We start from the raw sequence: 22,798 nt of genomic DNA on the forward strand, positions 1-22,798 counted from the left end.
CGACAAACGGTTCACCCATGGCAGCAGTGATTTGCGGTTCCCTCGCGTTCGACACCATCATGACTTTCGAGGGCCGGTTCGCCGATCAGATCCTTCCGGACCAGCTGCACATCCTGAATGTGTCGTTCCTCGTGCCCAGCTTGCGGCGCGACTTCGGCGGCTGCGCCGGCAACATCGCCTACAGCCTCAACGCGCTGGGCGGCACGGCGCTGCCGATGGCCACGCTCGGCAGCGACGGCGCCGACTACCTGGAGCGCATGCGCTCGCTGGGCATCGACACGGAGTTCGTGCGCCAGCTCGACGACACCTTCACCGCGCAGGCGATGATCATGAACGACGTCGACAACAACCAGATCACCGCGTTCCACCCCGGTGCGATGCAGCAGGCGCACATCACCCAGGTGACCGCGCGCGAGGACATCAAGGTCGGCATCATCGCGCCCGATGGCCGCGAGGCGATGCTGCAGCACGCCGAGCAGTTCGCCGCTGCCGGCATTCCGTTCGTGTTCGACCCGGGCCAGGGCCTGCCGATGTTCGACGGCGATGCGCTCAAGCACTTCGTCGATCTCGCGAGCTGGGTCGTGGTCAACGACTACGAAGGAAAGATGCTGTCGCAGCGCACCGGCTGGAGCCTGGCCGAGATCTCCCAGCGCGTGCGCGGCCTGGTGGTCACGCTGGCGGCCGAGGGCTGCGAGGTCTGGATCGATGGCGAGCGCGAACATGTGCCGGGCGTGACGCCCACTGCCGTGGTCGAGCCCACGGGTTGCGGCGATGCGTGGCGCGGCGCGCTGCTGTTCGGTCTCGAAAAGGAATGGCCGCTCGCGCAATGCGCGGCACTGGGCAACCGCATCGGCGCGCTCAAGATTGCGCAACGCGGACCGCAGAACTACCAGGTCGATCGGAAGGCACTGGGCCTGTAGGAAGCCGCTTTTCCGAGCGCCCATAAAAAAACCCGACACCGTGAGGTGCCGGGTTTTTTGCCGTCAAGGGCGCTGAGAAACTCAGGGCTTGCTGGCCGTGGGAAACGGCCAGGCTGCCTGGGGATTCAGCGTCGTTTGCGCAGCAGGGGCAGGCGCTACAGCAGCCTTGGCGGGTGCCTTGGCAGCCTTCTTTGCAGCAGGCTTCTTGGGCGCCGCCGCAGGCTTCGCAGCAGCGGCAGGCTTGGCAGCGGGCTTTTTCGCGGCTTTCTTGGCCGCAGCCTTTTTCGCAGGAGCCTTCTTGGCAGCGGCCTTCTTTGCAGGGGCCTTCTTGGCGGCTGCCTTCTTGGCAGGAGCCTTCTTTGCCGCAGCCTTCTTGGCAGGCGCCTTCTTGGCAGCGGCCTTCTTCGCCGGAGCCTTCTTCGCAGCGGCCTTCTTGGCCGGAGCTGCCTTCTTCGCTGCTACCTTCTTGGCAGGAGCCTTCTTGGCGGCGACCTTCTTGGCAGCAACCTTCTTGGCCGGAGCCTTCTTCGCTGCTACCTTCTTTGCCGGAGCCTTCTTAGCGGCCGCGACCTTCTTTGCCGGAGCCTTCTTTGCAGCGGCTTTCTTAGCCGGCGCTTTCTTTGCAGTTGCCATTTCTATTTCTCCTTGATCAAGTTGAAAAAATCAACCTATTGAAGCACTCCACGCACGTTGGTAGCGTGAAGCGATTCATGGCGTTGGAATCTGAGCCCCAGCACCATGAACACCTGAGCCCTCATCCATGCCGCGCTCTTCGGCGCGATCGGTGGCAAGGGCAATTCTTGAATTCATTAATTCTTGTCGGAAAGATTCAATCCCAGGAGAGCGCACCACCCGACTGGTACTCGATCACGCGGGTTTCGAAAAAGTTGCGCTCTTTCTTCAGGTCAATCATTTCGCTCATCCAGGGGAACGGATTTTCTTCGTTCGGGAAGAGCGTTTCGAGGCCGATCTGCTGTGCGCGCCGGTTGGCGATGTACCGCAGGTAGCCCTTGAACATGGAGGCGTTCATGCCGAGCACGCCACGCGGCATGGTGTCTTCGGCGTATTTGTATTCGAGCTCGACGGCCTTCATGAAGAGGTCCTTGATCTCGGCCTTGAACTCGGAGGTCCAGAGGCCGGGATTCTCGAGCTTGAGCTGGTTGATCAGGTCGATGCCGAAATTGCAGTGCATCGACTCGTCGCGCAGGATGTACTGGTACTGCTCGGCGGCGCCGGTCATCTTGTTCTGGCGGCCGAGCGCGAGGATCTGCGTGAAGCCGACGTAGAAGAAGAGGCCTTCCATCAGGCAGGCGAACACGATGAGCGACTTGAGCAGCGTCTGGTCGGTCTCGTGCGTGCCGGTCTTGAAGTGCGGATCGCTGATGGCGTCGATGAACGGGAGCAGGAACTGGTCCTTCTCGCGGATCGACTGCACTTCGTTGTAGGCGTTGAAGATCTCGCTCTCGTCCAGGCCGAGCGACTCGACGATGTACTGGTACGCGTGCGTGTGGATCGCTTCTTCGAAAGCCTGGCGCAGCAGGAACTGGCGGCATTCGGGGGCCGTGATGTGGCGGTAGGTGCCCAGCACGATGTTGTTGGCGGCCAGCGAGTCGGCGGTCACGAAGAAGCCGAGGTTGCGCTTGACGATGCGGCGCTCGTCTTCGGTCAGGCCGTTCGGGTCTTTCCACAACGCGATGTCGCGCGTCATGTTCACTTCCTGCGGCATCCAGTGGTTGGCGCAGGTGGCGAGGTATTTTTCCCAGGCCCACTTGTACTTGAACGGCACCAGCTGGTTGACGTCGGTCTGGCCGTTGATGATGCGCTTGTCGGAAGCCTTGACGCGCTGGGCGACCGCAGGCGTTGCGGTGGCGGCAACCTGGCGCAGCGGTGCGGCGATGCCGTCATCGAGCTTGCGCGGTGCAGGTTGTGCAATAGACGAAGTCGGAGCGTCCACCGAACGGCCTGCGGGCAAGCCGCTGGTCGATGCGTTGTGGTGCTGCAATCCTTGTTGCATATCCTTTGGTAAGGAGGGCTTGACTTCTTCGTCCCAGGTCAACATAGAAAAATCCAATGCTCAAATTATCGGAGCAACGATGTGAGTTGCAAAGTGCTCGTTCACATCGTGCGCCATTTATGTGGTTGTTATGTTGCTCGCATGCATCGCGCGATGTCAGTCAATGCCTTCATTGCTTGAACGTCGCGCGACTTTCGCATGCACCTCACTGACTCACTGTCGCGAGCATCGGCGTGTCACTGGCACGCTTCACAGGTCGGATCGTCAACACCGCAGAAGGCGATGTCGGTGGCAGGCATCGCACTCATCTGCGCCTTCGCTGCAGCAGCGGCGGCTTCGAGTGCGCTCATGCCCGAGGGTGCATCGCTGCCCGACGACACCGCGTTGAGACGGCCCGATTGCACCGTCGATTTTTCAGCGTGCGTCGCGCTCTGCGTGCGCAGGTAGTAGGTGGTCTTCAGGCCGCGCAGCCATGCGAGCTTGTAGGTGTCGTCGAGCTTCTTGCCCGATGCGCCGGCCATGTAGATGTTGAGCGACTGCGCCTGGTCGATCCACTTCTGGCGACGCGAGGCGGCTTCGACCAGCCACGTGGTTTCCACTTCGAACGCGGTGGCGTAGAGCGCCTTGATGTCTTGCGGCACGCGGTCGATGGGACGCAGCGATCCGTCGAAGTGCTTCAGGTCCATGACCATCACGTCGTCCCACAGGCCCAGGCGCTTGAGGTCGCGCACCAGGTAGTGGTTGATCACGGTGAATTCACCCGACAGGTTCGACTTGACCGAGAGGTTGCCGAAGCACGGCTCGATCGAGGCGTCCACGCCGATGATGTTCGAGATGGTCGCGGTCGGTGCGATGGCCACGCAGTTGGAGTTGCGCATGCCGTCGGCCTTGATCTTCTGGCGCAGCGCATCCCAGTCGAGCGTGGACGAGCGGTCGACCTCGACGTAGCCGCCGCGTGCCTGCTCGAGCAGGTCGAGCGTGTCGATCGGAAGAATTCCCTTGTCCCACAGCGAGCCCTTGTAGCTCGAGTACTTGCCGCGTTCCTTGGCCAGCTCGGTCGATGCCCAGTAGGCGTGGTAGCAGATGGCTTCCATCGACTCGTCGGCGAACTGCACGGCTTCCTGCGAGGCGTAGGGAATGCGCAGTTCGTACAGCGCGTCCTGGAAGCCCATGAGGCCCAGGCCCACCGGACGGTGGCGCAGGTTCGAGTCGCGCGCCTTCTTCACCGCGTAGTAGTTGATGTCGATCACGTTGTCGAGCATGCGCATCGCGGTCGAGATCGTGCGCTTGAGCTTTTCCTGGTCGACCTTGCCGTCCTTCAGATGCTGCAGCAGGTTCACCGAGCCCAGGTTGCAGACGGCGGTTTCGGTGTCGCTGGTGTTCAGCGTGATCTCGGTGCAGAGGTTCGACGAGTGCACGACGCCGGCATGCTGCTGCGGCGAGCGCACGTTGCAGGCGTCCTTGAACGTGATCCACGGATGGCCGGTCTCGAACAGCATCGTGAGCATCTTGCGCCACAGGTCCGAAGCCTGGATGGTGCGAGCGGGCTTGATCTCGCCGCGGGCAGCCTTCTCTTCGTAGGCGACGTAGGCCTTTTCGAAGTCGGCGCCGAACAGGTCATGCAGATCGGGCACGTTGGAGGGCGAGAACAGCGTCCAGGTGCCCTTTTCCATCACGCGGCGCATGAAGAGGTCGGGGATCCAGTTGGCCGTGTTCATGTCGTGCGTGCGGCGGCGGTCGTCGCCGGTGTTCTTGCGCAGTTCCAGGAACTCCTCGATGTCCAGGTGCCAGGTTTCCAGGTAGGTGCAGACCGCGCCCTTGCGCTTGCCGCCCTGGTTCACCGCCACGGCGGTGTCGTTCACCACCTTGAGGAACGGCACCACGCCCTGCGATTCGCCGTTGGTGCCCTTGATGTGGCTGCCGAGCGCGCGCACGCGGGTCCAGTCGTTGCCCAGGCCGCCTGCGAACTTCGAGAGCAGCGCGTTTTCCTTGATCGACTCGTAGATGCCGTCCAGGTCGTCGGGCACGGTGGTCAGGTAGCAGCTGGACAGTTGCGAGCGCAGCGTGCCGGCGTTGAACAGGGTGGGCGTGCTCGACATGAAGTCGAACGACGACAGCACTTCGTAGAACTCGATGGCGCGGGCTTCGCGGTCGATTTCGCCGAGCGACAGGCCCATGGCCACGCGCATGAAGAAGGCTTGCGGCAGCTCGATGCGCGACTTGCGCACGTGCAGGAAGTAGCGGTCGTACAGCGTCTGCAGGCCGAGGTAGTCGAACTGGTTGTCGCGCTCGGCCTTCAGCGCCGCGCCGAGGCGGGGCAGGTCGTACTGCAGCAGCTTTTCGTCGAGCAGGTCGTTCTCCACGCCCTTCTTGATGAATTGCGGGAAGTAGTCGGCGTAGGCGGTGGCGCGGTCGACCGGCATCACTTCGCGGCCGATGATCTCCTTGAAGATCGTGTGCAGCAAGAGGCGCGCGGTGGCGAAGGTGTAGTCGGGGTCTTTCTCGATCAGCGTGCGCGCTGCCAGGATCGAGGCCTTGTAGACCTCGTCGAGCGGCACGCCGTCGTAGAGGTTCCGCATCGTCTCGGCGACGATGGGCTGGGCGGTGATGCTGTCGCCCAGGTTTTCGCAGGCCGATTCGATCAGGCCCTTGAGCTGGTTCAGGTCGAGTTCGACGCGCTCGCCGTTGTCCAGCACATGAAGCGTCTGCACGGCGGGCATGTCGTGTTCGCCCTGCTTGGAACGCTCCTGCGTGCGGCGTTCGCGGTAGAGCACGTAGGCGCGTGCGATCTCGTGGTGGCCGCCGCGCATCAGGCCGAGCTCGACCTGGTCCTGCACGTCCTCGATGTGGAAGGTGCCGCCGCCCGGACGCGAACGCACCATGGCGCGGATCACGCCTTGCGTGAGCACGTCGACCGTCTCTCGCACGCTGGCCGAAGCCGCGCCCTGGGTGCCGTGCACGGCCAGGAAGGCCTTCATCATCGCGATGGCGATCTTGTTCGGCTCGAAGGGAACGACGGCGCCGTTGCGGCGGATGATCTGGTAGTGGGCCAGGTTCTGGCCGGTGGGGGAGCCAGCGGTGTCTCGCTGCTGTTGTGGTGGCGTCGAGGGAACGGCACGCGGGGTCGATGGGGTGTTCAGGGCAGTTTGCATTCGCTTCCTCTCGGTTGGCAATTCTTGTTGGATGGCGACGCCTTGGCTGGTGTCGCGCCGGCGTTGTTGACCGGACGGAGGACACTATATCTAGGGTGCCAGGGGTCTACAAGCCACTACCGGTAGTGTTTTGTGAGTGATTCACCTACTGCGGGTATCTCTCTAGGCATGGGCCATGGCTGTCGATGCCGCGTGAATACTGGCCTATGGTCGCGCAACCCGCATGGCGCGTGGCTTGCGAGCGGATTTGGGCTTGCAAGGCGCATGGTTGCTGCGGTTCGCATCTGCATTCGCTAAAGCGATGCGGCCCGAGGGCAGGGCATCGCGGGGCGTCGCGCGATTGAAAAAATTAGCGCTCCATCACAGATGGGGGAAACATCTGTGATTTCCAGCCCAGTTGCGCGTGCAGCAATCGCCAATCGAAACCCGCGCCGGGGTCCTGTTTTCGGCCCGGTGCGATGTGCTCGTGACCGGCGATGTATTCGATGGCGTAGTGCTGCGCGATCGCGGGGCAGAGGCTGGTCAGCGTCTCGTACTGCGCGGCTTCGAAGGTGTGGCCTTCCAGGCCTTCGAGCTCGATGCCGATCGAGTCGTCGTTGCAGTTGCCGCGGCCGCGCCATGCCGACACGCCCGCATGCCAGGCCCGGTCGTCGCAGCTCACGAACTGCCAGAGCTCGCCGTTGCGGCGCACATAGAAATGCGAGGACACCTCGATGCCGCGGATCGACTGGAAGTACGGATGCGCGTCCCAGTCGAGCCGGTTGGTGAAGAGTTGCTGCACCGCATCGCCGCCGTATTCGCCGGGCGGCAGGCTGATCGAATGCAGCACGATCAGGTCGGTCTGCGCGCCGCCCGGGCGGGGACCGAAGTTCGGCGAGGGCAGGGCTTTCGCGAAGCGGTACCAGCCGGCCTGCCAGAGCCCGTCTTCGGCCGAGGGCGCGTCGTGTGCGGTGTCTTCAGTCGTCGACATGGCTGCTCGCGCCATCGTCGCCGTTGGGCGTGGTAATGCCCAGCCGCGCGATGCGGTAGCGGATCTGGCGCAGGCTCATGCCCAGCCGCGCGGCGGCCGCGGTGCGGTTGAAGCCGCTCTCGTGCAGCGCGCGCACGAGGATCTCGCGCTCCTGCTGGTCGAGGTAGGCCTGCAGGTCGGAGGGCAGCGGCGGCGGGGCGGGCCTGGCTTCGGCCACGGGCGTCGGCGCAGTGGCGACCGGTGCCGCCGCATCGCTGCGCGGCGCGAGCTGCGCGGACGCGATCGACGCGGTGTCGGCAGCCGCCATCGTGGTGGCGACGTTGCCGCCCATCAGGTCGAGGTGCAGTTCGTCGCCGTCGTTGAGCGCGACGGCGCGGTGCAGCAGGTTCTCGAGCTCGCGCACATTGCCGTCGAGCGGATGCAATGCCAGGCGGCGCAGCAGTTCGGCCGACAGGTGCGGCACCGGCAGCCCGCCGTCCTGCGCGATGCGCGCGAGCAGCGCGGCGCACAGCGCGGGCAGGTCTTCGCGACGGTCGCGCAGCGCGGGCACCGCGATCTCGATCACGTTGAGGCGGTAGAAAAGGTCTTGCCGGAAGCGGCCGGCCTGCACCTCGGCATGCAGGTCCTTGTGGGTGGCGCTCACGATGCGCACGTCGACCGCTTCTTCCTGCGTCGAGCCGATCGAGCGCACGCTGCGCTCCTGAATGGCGCGCAGGAGCTTCGACTGCATGGCCAGCGGGAGATCGCCGATTTCGTCGAGGAACAGCGTGCCGCTGCGCGCGGCCTGGAAGTAGCCGTCGCGGTCCTGCGAGGAGCCGGTGTAAGAGCCCTTCTTCGCGCCGAAGAACTCGGCCTCGAGCAGGTTCTCGGGAATCGCGCCGCAGTTGACGGCGACGAAGGGCCCGTCGCTGCGCTGGCTGCACGCATGCACCGCACGCGCCACCAGCTCCTTGCCGGTGCCCGACTCGCCGCGCACCAGCACCGGCGCCATGCCGCGCGCCACCTTGGCGATGCGCGACTTGACCAGGCGCATCGGCTCCGACTCGCCCACCAGCCTGTCGAGCGCCGCGACGCCGCTGCCGGTAACCGATGGCGCATCGGCGACGGCGCGTTCGCTCGGCGCGACCGATGCTGCCTGCACGGGTTTGACCTGGACGACGGGTGCCCGGGCGGCCTGCACCGCGGAGGCGACCACCGCGCGAAACTGCTTCAGGTCGACCGGCTTCGTGAGGTAGTCGAACGCGCCGGCCTTGAGTGCCTCGACGGCGTTTTCCGCCGAACCGTAGGCCGTCATCACCACGCAGCGCTCGCTGCGCTGGTTCTTCTGGATGCGATGGATGATCTCCATGCCCTGTCCGTCGGGCAGCCGCATGTCGGTGATCACCGCATCGAAACGCCCGGCCTCCAGGTGCTGCCAGGCCTCGGACACGCTGCCCGCGGCCTCGACGCGGTAGCCCTCGCGCAGCAGCGTCAGTTCATACAGCGTGCGCAGGTCGGGCTCGTCGTCGATGACAAGGATCTGTGCGGGGCGCGGGGCGGAAGACAGGGGGGTGCTCACGGCGCTATTGTGTCAGCCGGTTTTCGCTGGCGGCAAAGCTGACGAAGAATTCGTTGCCCTCGGGGCCGCCCGGCACCAGCGCCCGCCGCTCGTAGCCGATGGTGGCGCCATGGCGCCGGCACAGCTCGCGGCAGAGGAACAGGCCCAGGCCGCTGGAGCGGCTCTCGGACGAGAAGAAAGGCTCGAACAGGTGGCGCTGCACCGCCGGCTCCAGCGGCGCGCCGTCGCTCCACACCTGCAGCGACGGGCGGTTGGTGCCCGCGCGCTGCAGCGTGGTGATCACCTGGATCGAGCCCTCATGCTTGCCCGCATAGCGCGAGGCGTTGTCCAGCAGGTTCACCAGCAGGCGGCGCAGATGCTCGGCATCGAAGCGCACGTCGCTGTTGGGCGCATCGAGCGCGATGAGCACGCCCTTGCGCTGCGTCTGGCGCACCCATTCCTCGGCCAGTACCTGCACTGCGGGGTCGAGCACGACCTGTTCGCCGAGCGAGAGCACCCGCTGCTGGCGGGCGCGCGATACGTCGAGCACGTCGTCCACGATGCGGGCCAGGCGCTGCGCGTTGTGCTGGACCATGTCGGTGAGCTTGCGGTGCGCGGGGTCGGTGAGGTCTTCGCTGAGCAGCGCGCTGGCCTGCGCGATGGCGGCCAGCGGGTTGCGGATTTCATGCGCCACGGCGGCGGACATGCGCCCCATCGCGGCCAGCTTCTCGGTGCGGATGCGGGCTTCGAGTTCGCGCAGGTCCTGCAGGAACATCACGCAGAGGCTGTCGGCGCGCCGGTCGCTGGTGGGTGTGAGGCGGGTGCGCACGCGCACCTCGCGCGCCGCGCCGCGCGCCTGCGCCACGGGAATTTCTTCCGACTGGGGCGCCCGCCGCGCGAAGGTCTGCCGCGACAGCGCAGCCAGTGCATGCCAGGCGGGCTGCGCGTGCAGCGCGAATGGCAGCGGGAGCTTGGCCAGGCCCTGTCCGAGGATCGCGTCGGCCGCCGGGTTGGCCGCATGCACCATGCCTTCGGCATCGATCACCAGCACGCCTTCGGCAAGCGTCTCGATCACCAGGTCGTTGACCTCCGCCTGCATCTGCGCACTGCTGCGGTTGCGTTGCGCGACCGCCTCTTCGCGTGCCAGCCGCCGTGCCAGTTCGTGCGCGAGCAGGGCCACCACGAAGAGACCGGTGCCGGTGAGCGCCGCCTGCACGAAGCGGGCGGACGAGTCGCCCGGCTGCTGCAGCCAGTGCCATCCCGCGTCGGCCAGCAGCAGCAGCGTGACGGTGGCCGTGGTGCCCAGGCTCACCATCACCGTGCCGAGCACCGCGCTCATGAGCACCGGCAGCGCGAACAGTGGCGTGTAGTTGACGTTGCCGCCCTGCAGCACCTGCAGTGCGGTGAAGGTGGCCAGGTCGACGCCGATGGTCAGCAGCCACAGCGTCGAGAAGCCGCGGATCGGCGGCTCGAAGTGCGCATAGCGCATCTCCAGCCAGGTGATGACCAGGTAGCCCGCGGAGATCGCGATGGCCACCGTCTGCATCGTCTGCCCGAGCGCGAAGGCCAAGCCCTGCAGCAGCACCAGCACCAGCGCGACGAAGCAGCGCGCGGCCATGAAGCCGCGCCACAGGCGCAGCAGCGCGTTGCTCTCGCTGCCGCCTTGCTCGAGCACGTCCCAGTCGGTGACCGGATCGCCGCGCGACCAGAGAGGGGTGCTCATGAAACGGGGCGCGCGCTCAGCCGCGCGCCGCGATGGCGGCCTGACGGTGCGCGGTGCTGCAATAGACCGCGCCGTCGGGGCCGGCAATGGCATCGCTCGCGGGCAGGTGCAGGCCGCAATGGGCGCAGCGCACCATGGCTTGCGGCGCGCCGACCGCCGGTGGCGCGGCCGGGCGTTGTTGCGCCTTGGCCATGCGCTCGCGCTGGGCGTCGCGCATTTCTTCGCGCCGGTTCTTGCGCCAGAGCCAGATGGCGATCCAGAGCACGGCGAGGACGAGGAGGTATTTCATACGGGAGGACGCGCCAGCACCACTTCGAGCACGAAGCGGGAACCCACATAGGCCAGCAGCAGCAGGGCGGACCCGGCGTACAGCACGCGGCGGGCCGTGCGGCCGCGCCAGCCGAAGCGTGCACGGCCGATCAGGAGAACCGCGAAGGTGGCCCAGGCGAGCACGGAGAACGTCGTCTTGTGGTCCCACTTCCAGGCGCGGCCCGCGGCGCCGTACAACTGCTCGGTGAACAGCAGGCCGGCCAGCAGCGTGGCCGACAGCAGCACGAAGCCCGCGGTCACGAAGCGGAAGGTGAGGCGCTCCAGCGTGAGCAGCGGCACGCCGCCCTCGGGGGGGGCGCCGGTCGTCAGGCGGATCTGCTTTTCGGCGCGCGTGATCAGCCAGGCATGGACCACGGCCGCGCCGAAGAGGCCGTAGGAGGCGATGCCCAATGCGAGGTGCAAGGGCAGCCATGGCGAGGCGGTGACATGCAGCGGTGTACCGGGGAAAAGAATGGCCAGCAGCACTGCGGCAGCTCCCAGCCAGGCCAGCGCGCGTCGCACCTTCAATTGGGGATACATGCGGCTTTCGATCGCGTAGACGGTGAGCACCAGCCATGCCGTGACCGAGAGCGCAGGGGCGAAACCGAAGCGCGGCTCGCTGCCGATCAACCCATGGGCGAGGACGGTCGCATGCAAAAGCCACGCAATTCCGAGGGCCCATTGGGTGGTTTGACGGCTGAGCCTGGCACCTGCAGCAGCGGCAAAACCGTAGGCCGCCGCGGTGGCGATGCCCAGCGCCACGCCGAGTGGGGAGGGGATCGCTAAAATCATCGGTGGAGTTTATCTCCCCCAGGCTTGCGCACTTCGTGTCGCAGCGCCAACCCCCTCACCGGGGGCAACACCTGAGGCCCGGCAAAGCCGGTTCCTCGGTGTTTCCCGAAGGGGCAATAGACAGCCGATCTCAGGTTCACGACTTTCCAATGACCCGCCGCGGCGGGCAGCAAGGCTTCCTCTCCATGGCCACCGCCCTCACAGAAAAGTTCTCCCGCCTCGTCAAGACGATGAGCGGCCAGGCCCGCATCACCGAAAGCAACGTGCAGGACATGCTGCGCGAGGTGCGCATGGCGCTGCTGGAGGCCGACGTGGCGCTGCCCGTGGTGCGCGATTTCGTTGCCCGCGTGAAAGAGAAGTCGCTCGGCCAGGAAGTGCTGGGCTCGCTCAAGCCGGGCCAGGCCCTGGTCGGCATCGTGAACCGCGAGCTCGCCGCCACCATGGGCGAGGGCATTTCCGACATCAACCTCGCGGCGCAACCGCCTGCGGTGATCCTGATGGCCGGCCTGCAGGGCGCCGGCAAGACCACCACCACCGCCAAGCTGGCCAAGCACCTGATCGAGAAGCGCAAGAAGAAGGTGCTGACCGTCTCGGGCGACGTGTACCGCCCCGCCGCCATCGAGCAGCTCAAGACGGTGACGAAGCAGGCTGGCGCCGAATGGTTCCCGAGCACGCCCGACCAGAAGCCGCTGGACATCGCGCGCGCCGCGCTCGACCACGCCAAGCGCCACTATTTCGACGTGCTGCTGGTCGACACCGCCGGTCGCCTCGCGATCGACGAAGTGCTGATGACCGAAATCAAGCAGCTGCATGCAGCGCTCGATCCGGTCGAGACCCTGTTCGTGGTCGATGCCATGCAGGGCCAGGATGCGATCAACACCGCCAAGGCCTTCAAGGAGGCCCTGCCCCTCACCGGCATCATCCTGACCAAGACCGACGGCGATTCGCGCGGCGGTGCTGCGCTGTCGGTGCGCCAGGTCACGGGCGTGCCGATCAAGTTCGCGGGCACGAGCGAGAAGATCGACGGCCTGGAAGTGTTCGACGCCGAGCGCCATGCGGGCCGCATCCTGGGCATGGGCGACATCGTCGCGCTGGTCGAGCAGGTCACGGCCGGCGTCGACGTGGCGGCGGCGCAGAAGCTCGCGGCCAAGGTCAAAAGCGGTGCAGGCTTCGACCTGAACGACTTTCTCGGCCAGCTGCAGCAGATGAAACAGATGGGCGGTCTCTCCAGCCTGATGGACAAGCTGCCCACGCAGATGGCCGCCAAGGCGACCGAGGCCGACATGACGCGCGCCGAGCGCGACATCCGCCGCAAGGAAGGGATCATCCAGAGCATGACGCCGCTGGAGCGCCGCAAGCCCGAGCTGCTGAAGGCCACGCGCAAGCGCCGCATCGCGGCCGGCGCAGGCGTGCAGGTTCAGGAAGTGAACCGCCTGCTCAACGAGTTCGAGCAGATGCAGGGAATGATGAAGAAGATGAAGGGCGGCGGCCTCATGAAGATGATGAAGAAGATGGGCGGCATGAAGGGCATGGGCGGGATGGGTGGGCCCGGCGGGCCGAAGCTGCCGTTCTGAGCCGCATACATATATAGATAGACAGAAATAGATAGACAGAAGCCCGCCGGGGCATTTCCCGGCGGGCTTCTTCGTTTTCAGGTCTGCACTTCGTAGACCGTGTCATGCGCCTCGATCGGCGCCGGCAGCTCCCAGCGGTGCAGCATCCGCTCGATGCCCGCGTTCGACAGCGTGGTGTCGCGCTCGCGGTTGCGGCGCATCAGCTCGGCATGCGGCACCTCCAGGTACACCAACTCGATCTGCGCGTGGTACGCCCAGAGCAAGTCCAGCGTCTTGGTGCGCATCTGCTGGCTCAGGTGCGTGGCGTTCCAGACGAAGCGCTCGTGCTTGCGCAGCAGTCCTTTGGCCTGATCGACCGCGTGATGTGCGGCCAAGCCGTCGTTCTCGCCGTGCCTGAGGCCCAGCTCGGCGCGCGCATCGTCGAAGGACACGACCGGCAAGCCCTTGCGTTGCTGCGCCACCCAGTGGTTCTTGCCGCTCGCGGGCAGGCCGCACATCACCGTGACCTGCGCGCCTGGCTGCTGGAACAGCGGGTAGTCGGGGCTGGTGTCGGCGCCGCGGAAGTAGGCCAGGCGCGTGTGCGCATCGACCATCTTTCGCGGGCCTTCCCAGCAGCCTTCTTCCTGCGCGAGCTGCTCGAAGAGCGCAATGTCGGCGAGGCTGTTGGCGCGCTTTTCGTAGTGGCGGCCGAGCATGTCGCAGCGCGCCACGCAGCACAGGTCGGGCAGGCTCAGTTCCCACGAGAGCCTGTGCGCCAGCCACTCGGGCCGCTCGCCCCTGCGCGAGGCGAAGGCATGGAACGGCACCTGGTGCACCGCGATGATCCGGCAGACCGCCTCGCGCAACGCGAACGGCACGCGGGCCTTCCACATCCGCACGCGCACGTCGACCGATCCGCAGCGCGAATGGCCGGGCTGGCCGATGCGGCCGCTGGCTCCGTCGATCACCGTGGTGTCGGGCTTGGCGATGTCGTGCAGCAGGCAGGCCATGAACAGCACGAAGCGGCGGTCGGCATCGGCGCGCTGGAAGTGGTCGTCCTGCATCAGCGCGTCGAGCACCATGCGCGTGTGGATGCCGACGTTGCCCTCGGCGTGGTAGTACGGGTCTTGTGGCGTTTCTTCGAGGCGCAGCAGGGCCGGCAGCAGGTCGCAGCACTGCGTCCAGTCGTAGCCTTGCGTGGGCGTGGGGACCAGTGCGCGCAGATCGTCGTAAGTCATCGCGGCCTCCTTGCGGTTGTTGTCAGGTCGGTGAGGGCGCGCAGTGTGCGCAGTCCCAGGTCTTGCCAGCTCACTTGTGGCGTCGGTGCGTAGAGATCCACGCCTGGCGCGAGCTGGTTGGGCAGCACGGGCCGGCGGCTGTGGTGCGAGCCCGAATCGAGGATGGTCTGCACGAAGTCAGGCCGCACCCACTTGTAGCGGCCGGTCACCGGGCCGCCCGACTCGGTCTTGAGGTACAGGCCCTCGGCGAGGTCAGACAGGTCGGTTTGCTGTCGCACGAGATCGAGCGGCTGGTCCTCTTGCGTCACGGCCTGCTCGAAAGCCGGCTTCCAGTCGGCGCTGCGCGCCAGTGACGGCTGCACCAGCGAGCGCAGTGCCTTCGCGCTGCGTGGCATCTCGCCCTCGTACAGCACGGGCACCGACATCACCGGGCCATCGGCCAGCAGCGCATGCCGTGCGGGCGTCGAGAGAAAGCACGCCGCCTGCCGGTCGTACAGATCGAACTCCAGGAAGAACGCCGGCAGCCGGTCGTACCAGCAGCTGTGCTTGGCAAAGCACCACTCGCCGTACATCACATAGCGGTCTTCGAGCCGTTCGAGCAGCGCGGCCTCATGCGCTGCGGCCCAGTGCTTGAACAGGTTGAACTGCCGCTCGCCTGCGCCGCCGGCCAGGTAGTGGCCGCGCGATTGCAGCAGCAGTTCGCCTGCCGAAGTGAACGACACGGCCGCATTCGCGCCATCGAGTTTTTCCTCGATGACCACATGCTGGCCGTGCAGAGCGGACAACGGCGTCTGGCCGTCGCCGGTATCGCCGGCCTGCAGGCGCGAGCCTTCCAGATGCGCAGTACGCGGGTACTTGAGCAGCGGAATCGATGAAAGGGAAGAGAGAGGGAACACGTTGTTCTCCAGATGGAAATCAGGAAGAACCGACAACGTGCGGGAGCGAAGCTGGAAAGAGAGTCGACTTCAATGGCCCGGGAGGCCGTGACTGGTCCGTGGAACACAGCTTGGCGCCCGACATGACCAGCAATGAAGTGGTGTTGTTGGCGTCAGAGGGTGATGACGGCGAATCGGGGCACTTGGCGCTCCAGGGGATCGGACGATCCGTGGGTTGAAAGAAAAAGAGTGGGCGATTCTAGCCACGCACCATGAAAAAAGCCGACCCTCAGGCCGGCTCTTCGCGGGTGCTGTGTCTTCAGCGCATCAGGCCGCAGCCAGAGCCGCCGGGCGCGCCAGGCGCAGTGCATGCATCCAGGCGCGGCGCAGCACGGCCGGCGAGCGCGATTCCTCGGGAATCAGCAGGAAGCCGCGGTCGCGCAGCGTGGTTCCCAGCGCGATCTGGCTGGTCAGCACGGTCAGCGGAATCGCCAGCAGCAGCGGCAGGCCGACAGGCATGAGCCAGATCAGCGCGCTCGGGTCGATCATCGCGACGCCGACGGCCAGCATGGCGATCACCAGCGTCATCGGGGCCAGCTGCGTGGCAGCGATCTTCCAGGGCACGGCGTTGGCTTCACGCGGGGGCGACTTCCAGTCGAGCTTGATGCCGGTGAGGGCGACCAGCACGAACAGCGAGTGCGCGAGCATGCGGACCGGTGCCTGCACGATGGCCAGGGCGCTTTCCATCATCGAGCTCTTTACCAGACCCCAGGTGCCGCCGTATTGGCGTTGCTCGCCGCGCATCAGCACGGCAGCGATGCCCAGCACGCGCGGCAGGAACAACAGGCACAGGGTCCAGACCCAGAGGCCGGCCAGTTCGGCAGGCAGCACGCTCCAGCTCGACACGAGGCTGGAACCGCTGAGCCACAGGGCCGTGCCCAGCGTCAGGAACGCGAGCCACAGCGGAGCGGAAACGTAGGCCATGGTGCCGGTCACGAACATCGCGCGGTGCACGGAATGGATGCCGGGCTCGGCCATCAGGCGGGCGTTCTGCAGGTTGCCCTGGCACCAGCGGCGATCACGTTGCAGTTCGGCCAGCAGGTCCGGCGGTTGCTGCTCGTAGCTGCCGACCAGGTCGGACACCAGCCACACGTTGTAGCCGGCACGGCGCATCAGCGCGGCTTCGACGAAGTCGTGCGACATGATGCCGCCCGACATGCCGCCGGTGCCCTTGATCGGGGCCAGCGCGCAATGCTTCATGAAAGGCTCGACGCGGATGATGGCGTTGTGGCCCCAGTAGTGCGATTCGCCCAGTTGCCAGAACTGCATGCCCAGCGTGAACAGGCGGCCCGTCACGCGGGAAGCGAATTGTTGTGCGCGGGCGTGCAGAGTGACGTGGCCGATGGCCTGCGTCGCGGTCTGGATGATGCCGGCGGTCGGGTTGGCTTCCATCAGCTTGACCATCGAGGTCAGGCAGTCGCCGCTCATCACCGAGTCGGCGTCGAGCACGACCATGTAGCGGTAATCCTTGCCCCAGCGGCGGCAGAAGTCGGCCACGTTGCCGGCCTTGCGGTGCGTGCGGCGGGTGCGCAGGCGGTAGTAGACCTCCACTTGCGGCTGGTTCGGGCTGTCGGCGAGGGCGGCGCGCAGGTCTTCCCAGGCAGCGCGCTCGGCGGCGGCGGTCTCGGGGTTGTAGCTGTCGGACAGCACGAACACGTCGAACTGCTTCGCGTGACCCGTGGAGGCGACCGATTCGCAGGTGGCGCGAAGGCCAGCGAATACCGTGGCAACGTCTTCGTTGCAGATCGGCATGATGATCGCGGTGCGGGCCTCGGGGTTCATCGGATGGTTGGCGACCTGCTTGGCCGACAGCGCGTGCTTGTCACCGCGCACCGAAACGTAGAAGCCCATGAGGGCGGTCACGAAGCCGGTCACGACCCAGCCCGAAAGCAGGCCGTACAGGCCGATCTGGCCGTATTCGAGCCAGACATTGTCGTAGTCGGGTTGCACGCCGGCGAAGAGCGTCGAGGCGATCACGGTGCTCAGCACGGTGAGCAGCATGAAGGCGTTGCGGCGGCGGGCCGCGGCGCGCTGCCACGGCTGCTTGACCTGCTGGGTCGATTCGGCGGATTCAACGTCGGTGCCTTCGGCCGAGCGGCCTGCGCCGAGCTTGACCAGGAGGGCGGTGCCGATGCTGTTCCAGAAACCGCGCCAGGGGCGGGGCGTCATCGAACCGCGGTTGACCGGCGGTGCGGTGACCGAGTTGGGATGGCGTTCTTCGCGCACCGGGCTGCGGTGCGAGAAATCGGCTTCGGTCAGCACGTTCAGTTGGGAGAAGTCAGTGGGCTTCATGTGATTTACCAACGTTGCTTGTCGAGGGAGGGGGTGTCGCCAATGCCCGGAAAGCGCTTGATGACGCAATCCGGCTCGGCGCCGCCAGCGCTGGCGAGCGCGGCGAGTGAATGACCCGCGGCACGGGGCCGCGAGAGGGAAAACTGCTTTTGACGCAGGCCGTCGCGCTGCTGGCGCAGTGCGAAAGATGGGCTGGTAAGTGCTGTCATGCCAGTACAGGGGCAAACCCTGTGCCAGCATGGAAAAACGCTTTCAGATCAACGACTTGCAGCGATCTGGGTACGGTTTTCGGTGGGGAGGCCCGCCGGAGGCCCTCAAAACCCCTGTTTTTGTCGCCGAATCCCGACAAGCCTGGAAGGCTGGTAAGGAATAGCCTTTCAAATCAACGACTTAGGCCCGTCGCTACTCGGCGACAGGGTCCGAGCCCGGAGCGACAGCGTCGGCCTTGAAGTGGCCGGGCGTGAGTTCGTGCTTCTGCAGGAGCCGGTAGAACTCGGTGCGATTGCGGTCGGCCAGGCGGGCCGCGTCGGCCACGTTGCCATCCGTCAATTTGAGCAGGCCAACCAGGTAGTCGCGCTCGAAACGCTGCTTGGCGTCGGCATAGGTCTGGACCTCGACCGTGGGCACTCGCAGCGCCCGCTGCACCAGCGCCAGCGGAATCAGCGGCGAGCTCGACAGTGCGCAGACCTGCTCGACCACGTTGAACAGCTGGCGCACATTGCCCGGCCAGGCGGCCGTGGTCAGCGCCTTCAGCGCCTCGGGCGCGAAGCCCGAGAGCCGCTTGCCGTACTTCGTCGACAGGCGCTGCAGGAAGTGGTTGGCCAGCAGCGGAATGTCTTCGCGCCGCGCCGACAGCGGCGGCAGCGTGAGCGTCACCACGTTCAGGCGGTAATAGAGGTCTTCGCGGAATTGGCCCGCCTCCATTGCGGCATCGAGGTCGCGGTGGGTGGCCGAGACGATGCGCACATCGACCTCGATCGACTGGCTCGCGCCCAGCGGCCGCACCGCACGTTCCTGCAGCACGCGCAGCAGCTTCACTTGCAGGGCGGGCGGCATGTCCCCGATTTCGTCGAGCAGCAGCGTGCCGCCGTCGGCCTGCTGGAACAGGCCCTTGTGGTTGGCGTGGGCGTCGGTGAAGGCGCCCTTCATGTGGCCGAACAGTTCCGACTCGAGCAGCGCTTCGGGAATGGCGCCGCAGTTGACCGCCACGAACGGCTTGTCGGCGCGCGCGCTGGCCTTGTGGATGGCGCGTGCGAGCAGTTCCTTGCCGGCGCCGGAGTCGCCGCGCAGCAGCACCGAGGCATCCGACTTGGCGACCATGCGCGCCTCGGCCAGCAGCTCGGCCATGCGATTGCTGCGGCTCACGATCTCGGCGCGCCAGCTTTCGTCGCCGCCCTTGGCCGGCGTGCTGGCGGGAGCGCCTAGCGCCAGCGCCTGCCCGATCTTGTCGAGCAGTTCGCGAGCGTCGTAGGGCTTGGTGAGGTAGGTGAACACGCCGCGAGCGGTGGCTTCGACCGCGTCGGGAATCGTGCCGTGGGCTGTCAGCAGGATCACGGGCAACGAAGGATGGCGCTTGCGGATCTCGTCGAAGAGGGCAAGGCCATCGCGCCCCGGCAGGCGCACATCGCTCAGTACCAGCTGCGGATGTTCGATTTCGAGCTGGGTGAGTGCGGTTTCGGCCGAGGTCACGGCCGTGACCTGGTAGCCCGCCGACACCAGCCGCATCGAGATCAGCTTCAGCATGTCCGGGTCGTCGTCGACCACGAGGAGGCGGGCGCCAGAGGTGCTCATTGACTGGGTTTATTTCCGTTGGTTGCCGGTGCAGGCGCTCCCGCAGGGGCCGGCGTGCTGGCGGCGGGCCGCGCGAAGCTGCGTTCGATGGCGCGCAGTGCTTCGATGCGGTCGTTGAGCTGGTCGATGCGGCGCTGGCTCTCGCGCAGCTGCTGCACCTGCTTGTCGCGGTCGTCCTCGACGCGGCGCTGCTCCACATAACGGGCCGCCAGTGCGCGCGCGAGCGGATGCAGAGGCTGCGCCTCGGGCGAGGGGTTGGCGATCACGCGCTGCAGCAGGCCCAGCGCACGCGCCAGATCGGCCGGCACGCGGGTCTGCGACAGCAGGATCGCCAACTGCATCTGCGTGGTCGGCGAATCGCCGGGGTCGCCGATGCGGGCGATCTCGGCATTGAGTTCGCCGCCGCCCAACGGACGCACCTTGTCGGCATACGACAGCATGGCCGCCTGCGGCCCCTGGGTCATCAGCGTGAAGAGCGAGGCCGGCTGGGTGGCGGGCGCACGGGGCTCGGCCTCGACCGGCATGACGCGCGGCACGACGGCGGGCGGGGGCAGTGCATCGGCCTCGGCGGGTGGCTTGGGCTGCGCGGCGCAGGCGGCCAGCAACAGGGCGAATGCCATGGCCAACGCCCCGGCGAGGGTGGAACTGCGGACGAACGAAAAAGACATGGGCTGGAAAAAAGCGCGGAGCGGTGATTCAGGTGGGGCGTGCCGGAGGCGGGTCAGGCGGTGCGCGGCAACTCGATGCGGAAACGCGCACCTGGGCCGTCAGGCTGCAGCGTGATGCGGCCCCCGTGGGCTGCAATGTACTCCTGCACGATGGAAAGTCCGATCCCGGTGCCTTTGACCGTGTGCTCGGGTTGGCGTTCGCCGCGGTAGAAGGGCTCGAAGATCCGGTCGCGATCGCCCTCGGCAATGCCCGGCCCGGCGTCGTTCACGTCGATGTAGACGGCCTCCGGCGTGCCGGACACCACGAGCGTGATGACGCCGCCGGGAATCGAAAAGCGGATGGCATTGGACAGCAGATTGGCGATCGCCGTGCCGAGCTTGGTGCGGTCGACGGTGAGCACGAGCGACTCGCCCTGGGCGCGCACCCGCAGCCCGTGGGCCTGCCATTGCAGCCGCTGGGCTTCGATCTGCTCCTCGATGAGTGGCAGCAGTTCGGTGCGCTCGCGGCGCAGTTCGCGCGCCTCGAAGGCAGCGGCATTGAAGCGCAGCAGCGCCTCGATCTGGCCCTGCAGCGACACGGTGTTCTGGTTCAGGATCTGCGCGACTTCGAGCTGCGCCGGGTTCATCGGACCCGCCACGCCGTCCTCGAGCAGCGAAACGCCTTCCCGCAGTGCGGCCAGCGGCGTCTTGAGCTCGTGCGACACGTGCCGCAGGAACCGCGCCTTGTCGGCGTCCAGTTCGGTGAGGCGCAGCCGCAGCCATTCGAGCTGCTGCGACACGCGCCGCACGTCGGCCGGGCCGCGGATGTCGATGGGTTCGTCGAGCCGGTTCTGGCCGAGGCCGACGATGGCGTGCTCCATGCGTTTAAAGGGGCGCGCGAGCCAGATGCCGAAGGCCAGCGCCAGCACCACGGCCAGCACGCTGGCGGCCACCACTTCGCGCATCAGCCGGCGGCGCGCGTTCTCGATGCGCTTGGCGAGCGCGTCGTTCTGCATTTCGATGAGGAACTGGGCCTGCTGCGCGAGGTTCGTGTTGAGCGTGTCGAGCTCGCGGAACTGCATCGCCATCGTGCTTTCGCGGGCGAGGCCGCTGTCGGCGCTGCCGCTCATCAGACCCTCGATCACGCCCAGCTGCACGCGCCACGGCTCGATGCTCGCGGGCAGCAGGCCGTTCTTCTCGAGCCGCTCGAGCACCTGGTGCGATTCGCGCGCGGCCTCGTCGAAGCGGCGGCGCAGCACCGCGTCGTTGAGCACCAGCGACTGGCGGCCCGCGCGTTCCATGGCCGCGCTGCGTTCGGCCAGCGATTGCGCTGCGCCCGAAAGGCGCAATGCGCGCGCCGCGGCGTCGCGGCTCTGGGTCATGAGCGCGTCGTACTGGAACACCGAGCGCAATGCCACGCCCACCAGGAGCGCGGTGATCAGCAGAAAGGCAAAGAGCAGGAGCTGCTGGAATGAGCCCCGGATCGAAGGTCGCTTCGCCATCAGTGGGTGAGCGCCACGGCAGGCTGCAGTGCCGGCGACGACTCGCGCGTCACCACCTCGCCGCGCAGTGTGTAGGCCAGCGAGCGCGTGATGCGCAGGTCGGTCATCTGGCCGACCAGGCGTGCATCGCCTTCGAAGTTGACGACGCGGTTGCAGGCGGTGCGGCCCATCAGTTCGTTGGCGTCCTTGCGCGACGCGCCCTCGACCAGCACGCGCTGAGTGCTGCCCACCAGCGCATCGCCGAAGCGGCGCACATTGCCGTCGATCACGCGCTGCAGCGTCTGCAGGCGCGCGAGCTTGACCTCGTACGGCGTTTCGTCCTGCAGCGTCGCGGCCGGCGTGCCGGGACGCGGGCTGAAGATGAAGCTGAAGCTGTTGTCGAACTGGCAGTCGTCGATGAGCTTCATCATCTTGGCGAAGTCTTCGTCGGTCTCGCCGGGGAAGCCGACGATGAAGTCGCTGGAGAGCGCGAGATCGGGACGGATGGCGCGCAGCTTGCGCACCGTGCTCTTGTATTCCATGGCGGTGTAGCCGCGCTTCATCGCCATCAGGATGCGGTCGCTGCCGTGCTGCACCGGCAGGTGCAGATGGCTCACCAGTTGCGGCACCTTGGCATAGGCCTCGATCAGCCGCGGCGTGAACTCGTTCGGATGGCTGGTGGTGTAGCGGATGCGCTCGATGCCGGGGATCTCGGCGACGTATTCGATGAGCAGCGCGAAGTCGGCGATTTCAGAGGTGTCACCCATCTTGCCGCGGTAGGCGTTCACGTTCTGGCCGAGCAGCGTGATCTCGCGCACGCCCTGGTCGGCCAGGCCGGCGATCTCCACCAGCACGTCGTCCAGCGGGCGGTTCACTTCTTCGCCGCGGGTGTAGGGCACCACGCAGTAGCTGCAGTACTTGGAGCAGCCTTCCATGATCGACACGAAGGCGGTCGCGCCTTCCACGCGCGCGGGCGGCAGGTGGTCGAACTTCTCGATTTCGGGGAAGCTGATGTCCACCTGCGGGCGGTCCAGGCGCTCGCGGTCGTTCAGCATCTCGGGCAGGCGGTGCAGCGTCTGCGGGCCGAACACGATGTCGACGTACGGGGCGCGCGCGATGATGGCCGCGCCCTCCTGGCTGGCCACGCAGCCGCCCACGCCGATCTTCACGCCCTTGGCCTTCAGGTGCTTCACGCGGCCGAGGTCGGAGAACACCTTCTCCTGGGCCTTCTCGCGCACCGAGCAGGTGTTGAACAGGATGAGGTCGGCCTCGTCCACGTTCTGCGTCGGCTCGTAGCCCTGCGCGGCGTTCAGCACGTCGGCCATCTTGTCCGAGTCGTACTCGTTCATCTGGCAGCCGAAGGTCTTGATGAATACTTTTTTCATGGGGTGCTCTCTGATGCCCTCCGAAGGGGGAGGGCGCGGCGGGCGCGGAAGGCCTGCGC

General features: G+C 66.5%; 18 protein-coding genes. 2 read left to right on the plus strand and 16 right to left on the minus strand.

Annotation, left to right across the window (positions count from 1 at the left end; genetic code table 11):
* Positions 1-17 precede the first annotated feature (17 nt).
* Positions 18-920, plus strand: a complete 903-nt coding sequence (locus tag M2282_RS14410) for a carbohydrate kinase family protein (protein WP_280809454.1) — start codon at positions 18-20, stop codon at positions 918-920.
* An 81-nt stretch (positions 921-1,001) separates the two neighbouring features.
* Here the strand turns inward: M2282_RS14410 and M2282_RS14415 are convergent, their stop codons facing one another.
* The 8 genes from M2282_RS14415 to M2282_RS14450 all read right to left on the minus strand — a co-directional run bounded on the left by M2282_RS14415 (position 1,002) and on the right by M2282_RS14450 (position 11,417).
* Positions 1,002-1,553 (minus strand): histone H1-like DNA-binding protein, encoded by a 552-nt coding sequence (locus M2282_RS14415; RefSeq protein WP_280809455.1) that lies wholly within the window; start codon positions 1,551-1,553, stop codon positions 1,002-1,004.
* A 196-nt stretch (positions 1,554-1,749) separates the two neighbouring features.
* On the minus strand, positions 1,750-2,979 hold the full coding sequence (locus M2282_RS14420; RefSeq protein WP_280809456.1) for a ribonucleotide-diphosphate reductase subunit beta: 1,230 nt from the start codon (positions 2,977-2,979) through the stop codon (positions 1,750-1,752).
* Positions 2,980-3,170: 191 nt separating this feature from the next.
* The gene (locus M2282_RS14425; protein ID WP_280809457.1) at positions 3,171-6,086 is read right to left on the minus strand and encodes a ribonucleoside-diphosphate reductase subunit alpha; all 2,916 of its coding nucleotides are present in this window, start codon (positions 6,084-6,086) and stop codon (positions 3,171-3,173) included.
* A 349-nt stretch (positions 6,087-6,435) separates the two neighbouring features.
* Complete coding sequence (gene ampD / locus M2282_RS14430; RefSeq protein ID WP_280809458.1) at positions 6,436-7,056, minus strand: 1,6-anhydro-N-acetylmuramyl-L-alanine amidase AmpD; 621 nt, start codon at positions 7,054-7,056, stop codon at positions 6,436-6,438.
* On the minus strand, positions 7,043-8,614 hold the full coding sequence (locus M2282_RS14435; protein ID WP_280809459.1) for a sigma-54-dependent transcriptional regulator: 1,572 nt from the start codon (positions 8,612-8,614) through the stop codon (positions 7,043-7,045). Before M2282_RS14435 ends, ampD begins: the two co-directional genes overlap by 14 nt.
* A 4-nt stretch (positions 8,615-8,618) precedes the next feature.
* Positions 8,619-10,316 carry a two-component system sensor histidine kinase NtrB gene (locus M2282_RS14440; RefSeq protein ID WP_280809460.1) on the minus strand — a complete coding sequence of 566 codons (1,698 nt, stop codon included), beginning with the start codon at positions 10,314-10,316 and terminating at the stop codon, positions 8,619-8,621.
* A gap of 16 nt (positions 10,317-10,332) precedes the next feature.
* Positions 10,333-10,605 (minus strand): PP0621 family protein, encoded by a 273-nt coding sequence (locus M2282_RS14445; RefSeq protein ID WP_280809461.1) that lies wholly within the window; start codon positions 10,603-10,605, stop codon positions 10,333-10,335.
* Complete coding sequence (locus M2282_RS14450; RefSeq protein ID WP_280809462.1) at positions 10,602-11,417, minus strand: cytochrome C assembly family protein; 816 nt, start codon at positions 11,415-11,417, stop codon at positions 10,602-10,604. Before M2282_RS14450 ends, M2282_RS14445 begins: the two co-directional genes overlap by 4 nt.
* A gap of 185 nt (positions 11,418-11,602) precedes the next feature.
* Here M2282_RS14450 and ffh point away from each other — a divergent pair, with 185 nt between their 5' ends.
* Positions 11,603-12,991, plus strand: coding sequence for a signal recognition particle protein (gene ffh / locus M2282_RS14455; protein WP_280809463.1), 1,389 nt, complete (start codon positions 11,603-11,605; stop codon positions 12,989-12,991).
* Between the two features lie 77 nt (positions 12,992-13,068).
* On the opposite strand, the gene M2282_RS14460 is transcribed toward ffh, so the two are convergent.
* The 8 genes from M2282_RS14460 to miaB all read right to left on the minus strand — a co-directional run bounded on the left by M2282_RS14460 (position 13,069) and on the right by miaB (position 22,739).
* Complete coding sequence (locus M2282_RS14460; protein ID WP_280809464.1) at positions 13,069-14,208, minus strand: AAA family ATPase; 1,140 nt, start codon at positions 14,206-14,208, stop codon at positions 13,069-13,071.
* Positions 14,205-15,104: an RNA ligase family protein gene (locus M2282_RS14465; protein WP_280809465.1), complete on the minus strand. Its 900-nt coding sequence runs from the start codon at positions 15,102-15,104 to the stop codon at positions 14,205-14,207. Before M2282_RS14465 ends, M2282_RS14460 begins: the two co-directional genes overlap by 4 nt.
* Positions 15,105-15,410: 306 nt before the next feature.
* Complete coding sequence (gene mdoH, locus M2282_RS14470) at positions 15,411-17,435, minus strand: glucans biosynthesis glucosyltransferase MdoH (protein ID WP_280809466.1); 2,025 nt, start codon at positions 17,433-17,435, stop codon at positions 15,411-15,413.
* A 5-nt stretch (positions 17,436-17,440) separates the two neighbouring features.
* Entirely contained in the window at positions 17,441-17,644 is a 204-nt protein-coding gene (locus tag M2282_RS14475; RefSeq protein WP_280809467.1) for a hypothetical protein, read from the minus strand.
* 193 nt (positions 17,645-17,837) lie between these two features.
* Positions 17,838-19,226 carry a sigma 54-interacting transcriptional regulator gene (locus M2282_RS14480; RefSeq protein WP_280809468.1) on the minus strand — a complete coding sequence of 463 codons (1,389 nt, stop codon included), beginning with the start codon at positions 19,224-19,226 and terminating at the stop codon, positions 17,838-17,840.
* Positions 19,223-19,846, minus strand: coding sequence for a hypothetical protein (locus M2282_RS14485; protein ID WP_280809469.1), 624 nt, complete (start codon positions 19,844-19,846; stop codon positions 19,223-19,225). Before M2282_RS14485 ends, M2282_RS14480 begins: the two co-directional genes overlap by 4 nt.
* Before the next feature lie 101 nt (positions 19,847-19,947).
* Positions 19,948-21,375, minus strand: a complete 1,428-nt coding sequence (locus tag M2282_RS14490) for a sensor histidine kinase (protein ID WP_280809470.1) — start codon at positions 21,373-21,375, stop codon at positions 19,948-19,950.
* Positions 21,375-22,739: a tRNA (N6-isopentenyl adenosine(37)-C2)-methylthiotransferase MiaB gene (miaB, locus tag M2282_RS14495; protein WP_280809471.1), complete on the minus strand. Its 1,365-nt coding sequence runs from the start codon at positions 22,737-22,739 to the stop codon at positions 21,375-21,377. The genes M2282_RS14490 and miaB overlap by 1 nt, the downstream gene beginning before the upstream one ends.
* Between the last annotated feature and the right edge of the window lie 59 nt (positions 22,740-22,798).

Source organism: Variovorax boronicumulans, from assembly GCF_029892485.1.
In the GTDB taxonomy this organism is placed as follows: Bacteria; Pseudomonadota; Gammaproteobacteria; order Burkholderiales; family Burkholderiaceae_C; genus Variovorax; species Variovorax boronicumulans_B.

Bases quoted from the DNA above. Each gene is read 5' to 3' on its own strand.
- M2282_RS14410 (WP_280809454.1), top strand. From the start codon at position 18: ATGGCAGCAGTGATTTGCGGTTCCCTCGCGTTCGACACCATCATGACT.
- M2282_RS14415 (WP_280809455.1), bottom strand. From the start codon at position 1,553: ATGGCAACTGCAAAGAAAGCGCCGGCTAAGAAAGCCGCTGCAAAGAAG.
- M2282_RS14420 (WP_280809456.1), bottom strand. From the start codon at position 2,979: ATGTTGACCTGGGACGAAGAAGTCAAGCCCTCCTTACCAAAGGATATG.
- M2282_RS14425 (WP_280809457.1), bottom strand. From the start codon at position 6,086: ATGCAAACTGCCCTGAACACCCCATCGACCCCGCGTGCCGTTCCCTCG.
- ampD (WP_280809458.1), bottom strand. From the start codon at position 7,056: ATGTCGACGACTGAAGACACCGCACACGACGCGCCCTCGGCCGAAGAC.
- M2282_RS14440 (WP_280809460.1), bottom strand. From the start codon at position 10,316: ATGAGCACCCCTCTCTGGTCGCGCGGCGATCCGGTCACCGACTGGGAC.
- M2282_RS14445 (WP_280809461.1), bottom strand. From the start codon at position 10,605: ATGAAATACCTCCTCGTCCTCGCCGTGCTCTGGATCGCCATCTGGCTC.
- M2282_RS14450 (WP_280809462.1), bottom strand. From the start codon at position 11,417: ATGATTTTAGCGATCCCCTCCCCACTCGGCGTGGCGCTGGGCATCGCC.
- ffh (WP_280809463.1), top strand. From the start codon at position 11,603: ATGGCCACCGCCCTCACAGAAAAGTTCTCCCGCCTCGTCAAGACGATG.
- M2282_RS14460 (WP_280809464.1), bottom strand. From the start codon at position 14,208: ATGACTTACGACGATCTGCGCGCACTGGTCCCCACGCCCACGCAAGGC.
- mdoH (WP_280809466.1), bottom strand. From the start codon at position 17,435: ATGAAGCCCACTGACTTCTCCCAACTGAACGTGCTGACCGAAGCCGAT.
- M2282_RS14475 (WP_280809467.1), bottom strand. From the start codon at position 17,644: ATGACAGCACTTACCAGCCCATCTTTCGCACTGCGCCAGCAGCGCGAC.
- M2282_RS14480 (WP_280809468.1), bottom strand. From the start codon at position 19,226: ATGAGCACCTCTGGCGCCCGCCTCCTCGTGGTCGACGACGACCCGGAC.
- M2282_RS14485 (WP_280809469.1), bottom strand. From the start codon at position 19,846: ATGGCATTCGCCCTGTTGCTGGCCGCCTGCGCCGCGCAGCCCAAGCCA.
- M2282_RS14490 (WP_280809470.1), bottom strand. From the start codon at position 21,375: ATGGCGAAGCGACCTTCGATCCGGGGCTCATTCCAGCAGCTCCTGCTC.
- miaB (WP_280809471.1), bottom strand. From the start codon at position 22,739: ATGAAAAAAGTATTCATCAAGACCTTCGGCTGCCAGATGAACGAGTAC.